The sequence below is a fragment of the Brevundimonas sp. genome (assembly GCF_024711105.1).
In the GTDB taxonomy this organism is placed as follows: Bacteria; Pseudomonadota; Alphaproteobacteria; order Caulobacterales; family Caulobacteraceae; genus Brevundimonas.
Genome location: NZ_JANJTL010000163.1, coordinates 1 through 4,687, shown reverse-complemented (window position 1 = coordinate 4,687; position 4,687 = coordinate 1). Strand labels below are relative to the sequence as shown.

The 4,687-nt window shown below is 69.1% G+C and carries 7 protein-coding genes and 1 pseudogene; 2 read left to right on the top strand and 6 right to left on the bottom strand.

Annotated elements, in window-relative coordinates; genetic code table 11:
* Both Q0M60_RS13140 and Q0M60_RS13135 read right to left on the bottom strand, forming a co-directional pair.
* Window positions 1-342, bottom strand: a pseudogene (locus Q0M60_RS13140) (epimerase); the annotation flags it as partial.
* On the bottom strand, window positions 342-1,115 hold the full coding sequence (locus Q0M60_RS13135; RefSeq protein WP_296820301.1) for a LytTR family DNA-binding domain-containing protein: 774 nt from the start codon (window positions 1,113-1,115) through the stop codon (window positions 342-344). The gene Q0M60_RS13135 and the pseudogene Q0M60_RS13140, both read right to left, overlap by 1 nt.
* A gap of 113 nt (window positions 1,116-1,228) precedes the next feature.
* On the opposite strand from Q0M60_RS13135, the gene Q0M60_RS13130 reads away from it, so the two are divergent.
* Window positions 1,229-1,870 (top strand): DUF2306 domain-containing protein, encoded by a 642-nt coding sequence (locus tag Q0M60_RS13130; RefSeq protein WP_296820298.1) that lies wholly within the window; start codon window positions 1,229-1,231, stop codon window positions 1,868-1,870.
* Here the strand turns inward: Q0M60_RS13130 and Q0M60_RS13125 are convergent.
* From Q0M60_RS13125 to Q0M60_RS13110, 4 genes are all read right to left on the bottom strand, one after another.
* Window positions 1,867-2,391 carry a TspO protein gene (locus Q0M60_RS13125; RefSeq protein WP_296820296.1) on the bottom strand — a complete coding sequence of 175 codons (525 nt, stop codon included), beginning with the start codon at window positions 2,389-2,391 and terminating at the stop codon, window positions 1,867-1,869. The two genes, Q0M60_RS13130 and Q0M60_RS13125, sit on opposite strands and share 4 nt — an antisense overlap.
* Window positions 2,392-2,454: 63 nt before the next feature.
* Window positions 2,455-2,952, bottom strand: a complete 498-nt coding sequence (gene bfr, locus Q0M60_RS13120; RefSeq protein WP_296820294.1) for a bacterioferritin — start codon at window positions 2,950-2,952, stop codon at window positions 2,455-2,457.
* 129 nt (window positions 2,953-3,081) lie between these two features.
* Window positions 3,082-3,267 carry a (2Fe-2S)-binding protein gene (locus Q0M60_RS13115; RefSeq protein ID WP_296820291.1) on the bottom strand — a complete coding sequence of 62 codons (186 nt, stop codon included), beginning with the start codon at window positions 3,265-3,267 and terminating at the stop codon, window positions 3,082-3,084.
* 80 nt (window positions 3,268-3,347) lie between these two features.
* Window positions 3,348-3,605, bottom strand: a complete 258-nt coding sequence (locus Q0M60_RS13110) for a DUF6356 family protein (RefSeq protein WP_296820288.1) — start codon at window positions 3,603-3,605, stop codon at window positions 3,348-3,350.
* 120 nt (window positions 3,606-3,725) lie between these two features.
* Here Q0M60_RS13110 and Q0M60_RS13105 point away from each other — a divergent pair.
* Window positions 3,726-4,687 (top strand): acyl-CoA dehydrogenase family protein (locus Q0M60_RS13105; RefSeq protein WP_296820286.1); only part of this gene is annotated, 962 nt, incomplete at its 3' end.

Here is a 4,687-nt window from a genome sequence, read left to right as displayed (position 1 = left end):
TTCGCCACGTGCGAGCGCCTCGACCACCGCGCGCTCGGCGGGGTCGGCGGAGGCCGCCTTGGTCAGCACGCTCGTCGAGGAGAAGGCGACCAGCCGGCGCAGGCCCTTGGCCTTCAGGTCTGCGATTGCGTCGGGCAGCAGCCAGATGGGCGACAGCGCCAGCACCGTCTCCGCCTCCGGCAGGCGAGCGCGGCCCCCGGGCGTGGCGAGGTCGGCCTGGAGCCAGTCGCCGCCCTGGCGCGAGACGCCGACGAAGGGCCGCCCCGCCGCGGCCAGCCGGGGCGCCAGGAAGCGCCCGATCAAGCTGGTCGCGCCGAGGACGAGGAGCGGGGGCCGGTCCATCAGGCCCAGTCCAGCGCGCGCACGGCGGCGGCGCGGCTCTCGCTGACGGGCGCCTCGATCCCGCCGGTGAGGGTCAGCACGCCGCGGCCCTTGCGCCAACGGGCGGCCTCGACGGCGCGGCGCGCCACCCACCAGGAACGGTGGACCTGGAGGCCGTCGTGATCCTTGAGCGCGGCGAGCGCGCTCGACAGGCTCATGAGGATGAGGGCGGCGCCGGCTTCGGTATGGATGCGCAGATAGTGGTCCTCGGCCTCGACGGCGATCAGACGCGCCCGGGCCAGCCGGGGGGGCAGCTTTGCGCGCAGTTCGGGCGGCGGGGCGTCCGGGGACGGGGCGCGATGGCGCGGGGCGAGCGCACCGCGGAGCAGCCACGCCAGGATCACCACCGCGACGTTGACGTTGAAGACCGGCACGACGAGCAGGACCAGGTGCCCGGGATTCCAATTGCGCTGCTCGACCAGGGTGCTCAGCACCCAGATCCAGGCGACGATGGGCGGGGTCATGGCGAAGACCTGAGCCACGGCGAACAGGCGTGGGCGTCCCTCCAGACGCCGATGCAACGGAGGCTCGATCAAGGCGGCGATCACACCACCCCCAAGCATGGCTCCCTGCCAGTAGAGAAGGCTGACCCACAGGGCGTTGCGTTCGGATTCGAAAACGGAAAAGGCGGCCAGGAAGATTCCCATGACCGACAGGGCCGGGAACTCGGCCGGACCCGAGCGGCCGATGCGCCAGGCCCTCCAGCCGCCCGATTCTGACCCGTTCGCGCTCACCGGATCATGCTGACGCCGCGCCGCGTCTGCGTCAAAGCCCGGTTCGCGAAGTCCGCGTCCGCATTGGCGAAAGCGAGGATGACGCAGGCGCTCCCGCCCGTCACCCCGGTGGCATGACCACGTCCAAGACCCGCCCGCTGCCGCCCACCCAGGCCATCACCTGGGGTGTCATGCTTTTTCTCGCCCTGGGCATCTCCTTGATGTCGGCGCGCTTCCTGCTGCCCGAGCCGCTGATGGCCGAGGCCATGCGCCCGCACCTCGACGCCCGGCCGATCATCTTCCTGACGCATGTGGTGTGCGGGATGACGGCGCTCAGCCTGGGTGCGCTGCAGTTCGTCACGCGGCAGGGGCGTCGGCGGATGTGGCACGCGGCGGCGGGGCGCATCTATGTGCTGGCCTGCCTGGTCGGGGCGATCAGCGGCCTGATCCTGGCCTGGAGCTCGATCGGCGGGCCGATCGGCACGGCGGGCTTCGGCCTGCTGGCCGTCGCCTGGTTCACGACCACGGGACTGGGTCTGCGCGAGATTTTGGCCGGTCGGATCGACAGCCATCGCCGGTGGATGGTGCGCAGCTATGCGCTGACGCTGGCGGCGGTGTCGCTCAGGCTGATGCTTCCCGCCTCGGGAATGCTGGGCCTGGACTTCATGGACGCCTATCGCGCCATCGCCTTCCTGTGCTGGACGCCCAACCTGGTGCTGGCCGAACTCTGGCTGGCCTGGCGGACGTCGGAGACGTTGCGGCCGGCGCGGGCCTAGTCCGACCGGTTCGAGACGTCCTTCATCAGGTTGGACAGGCCGACGCGGCCCCAGCGCGGGAAGGCGATGCCGCCCGCGCGGGTGTCCAGCTTGCCGGCCTCATGGGCGTAGGCGGTGGTCAGGCCGGCGGTGAGCAGGGCGGCAGCCATCTGCTGGCCGAGACGGCGTGGGTGCAGGGCCATAGCCAGGGCGTTCAGCGCCTGAAGTCCAACCCACAGCCCCAGGGCGCGGGTCCGTCCCCGACCCGAGGGCGCGTTCCAGATACGCAGGGCGGACAGGGTCGAAACGGACAGAATCAGGGGCGCGGCGGCGCTGGTCAGGCCCTTGGGCGCCTCGACGACCTCGGCGTCGCCGCCGCGCGCCAGGCGACGCCGGTCGATGGCTTGACCGCCCCGCGTCGCCGCCAGGGCGCCGAGCAGGCCCACGCCGACGGCCATGGCGACACCAAGCGCGACGTGACGACCGTCACGGTCCTCGGCGTTCAAGACGTGTTCGGCGATATCGCGCCCGCGTTCCAGCATGCTTCGGCTCCCATCGATCCTGACGGAAGCGGAACAGCCCAGCTGCGAAGCGGTTCCGGCGGATCAGCCCGCCGCGCCGGCCTCGCCCTCGATCTCGCCCATGGCGCTCTGCAGGTAGTTGGCCTCGCCCATGGCGGCGATCAGGCCCATCTGGTTCTCGAGGAAGTCGATGTGCTCCTCGGTGTCGACGAGGATCTTGGTGAGGATCTCACGGCTGACGAAGTCGCCGGCGGCCTCGCACTGCCGCACGCCATCGATCAGGGTGACGCGGCCGCCGAGCTCCAGCGCCAGGTCGGCGCCCAGGCACTCCGGGACGGTCTCGCCGATCTTGAGCTTGTGCAGGTCCTGAAGGTTCGGCAGGCCCTCGAGGAACAGCACGCGCTTGATGAGCAGGTCGGCGTGCTTCATCTCGCCGATCGACTCTTCGTAGACGACCTTGCCGAGCGTCCGGTAGCCCCAGCTCTCGAACATGCGGGCGTGCAGGAAGTACTGGTTGACCGCCGTCAGCTCGTTGGTGAGGACCGCGTTCAGGAGGCGGATGATCTGCGGGTCGCCCTTCATGGGGTCATTCTCCTGAACATGAGCCGGCGCGATTCGCCGTGCGCGCCTTGATAACACGCCGGCCGGGTCGATTGTTCATCTGAGAGTTGTTCGCAGCCTATTGATACTACGAATGATTTTCTTGAGCGACTATTCCGCGGCCAGGGCGAAGACTTCGCGCCGGTCCTGGATGATCTGGCGCATTTCGCAGACGCACTTGGCGCACTGGGCTGAACAGCCGTGACGGGCGAAGACCTCGCGGGGGCGGCAGGCGCCCTCCTCGACGGCGGAAAGCACGTCGCGCTCACGAATGCCGTTGCAGTTGCAGACGTACACGAAGACCGGTCCCGCCGATTGCGAATGACTCTACATAGCAGGACGGCGGGCGCCCTTGCAAGTCATTCGCAGCTGAGGGCCTAAAGCCCCGGGTCCCAGACGCCGGCGTTGCGCATGCGGCACTCGCGGGCCTCTTCGGCGCGGGAGTTCATGGTCCGGGCTGTGGCGCGGATTTCGTCCGAGACGGTGGTCTTGAACAGGCCGGGGATCAGGGCGTGGGTGAAGGCGCAGGCGGCCAGCCGCAGCAGCTTGAAGCCGAACCGCGACGAGGCGGCCATGTGCTCGAAATAGTCCTCACCCACCTCGCGCGGGTGATCGACGAACAGTCGCCTGAACACGTCGTCATCCTCCGACAGGCCCTCGGTTCCCCCCGCTGGCCTCGAACCGGATACTGCCGTATCACGACCGCGATTGACAGACCCCGAACAAGGGGTCGCAGCCAGACCCGAGATCAGAGCATGGCCGACACCGGCTCCGCCCCCGTCCAGACCTTCCGCTGGGACGACCCGTTCGACCTGACTGGCCGCCTGACCGACGACGAGCGGATGATCCAGGAGGCGGCCCGCGCCTATGCCCGAGATCGTCTGCTGCCGCGCATCGTCGAGGCCTTCCGCGACGAGACCTTCGACCGGTCGATCATGACCGAGATGGGCGAGATGGGCTTTCTGGGGGCCATGCTGCCGGAGCAGTACGGCGGCTCGTCGGCGTCGCACGTGGCCTATGGGCTGATCGCGCGCGAGATCGAGGCGATCGACAGCGGCTACCGCTCGGCCATGTCGGTGCAGTCTTCGCTGGCGATGTATCCGATCTATGCCTTCGGCTCGGAGGAGCAGAAGATGCGCTTCCTGCCGAAGATGGCGGCGGGCGAGCTGATCGGCTGCTTCGGCCTGACAGAGGCCGACGGCGGCTCGGACCCGGCCTCGATGAAGACCAAGGCCGAGAAGGTCGAGGGCGGCTATCGGCTGAACGGCGCGAAATACTGGATCACCAACAGCCCGATCAGCGACCTGGCGGTGGTCTGGGCCAAGCTGGACGACACCATCCGCGGCTTCATCGTCGAGCGCGGCATGGAGGGCTTCACCACCGACAAGATCGGCGACAAGCTGTCCCTGCGCGCCTCCATCACCGGCGATATCGGCCTGAACGACGTGCTGGTGCCGGAAGAGAACCTGCTGCCGGGCGTGAAGGGCCTGCGCGGGCCGTTCTCGTGCCTCAACAAGGCGCGCTACGGCATCGCCTGGGGGGCGATGGGCGCGGCGGAGTTCTGTTTCCACGCCACGCGCGACTACGTCGGCGAGCGGATGCTGTTCGGCCGGCCGCTGTCGTCGCGCCAGCTGGTCCAGAAGAAGCTGGCCGACATGCAGACCGAGATCTTCCTCGGCCTCGAGGGCGCGCTGGCGCTGGGCCGGCTGCTCGACCA

What these genes read in the sequence shown, in the direction of transcription:
- Q0M60_RS13130 (WP_296820298.1), top strand. Translation starts at nt 1,229, where the DNA reads ATGACCACGTCCAAGACCCGCCCGCTGCCGCCCACCCAGGCCATCACC.
- Q0M60_RS13125 (WP_296820296.1), bottom strand. Translation starts at nt 2,391, where the DNA reads ATGCTGGAACGCGGGCGCGATATCGCCGAACACGTCTTGAACGCCGAG.
- bfr (WP_296820294.1), bottom strand. Translation starts at nt 2,952, where the DNA reads ATGAAGGGCGACCCGCAGATCATCCGCCTCCTGAACGCGGTCCTCACC.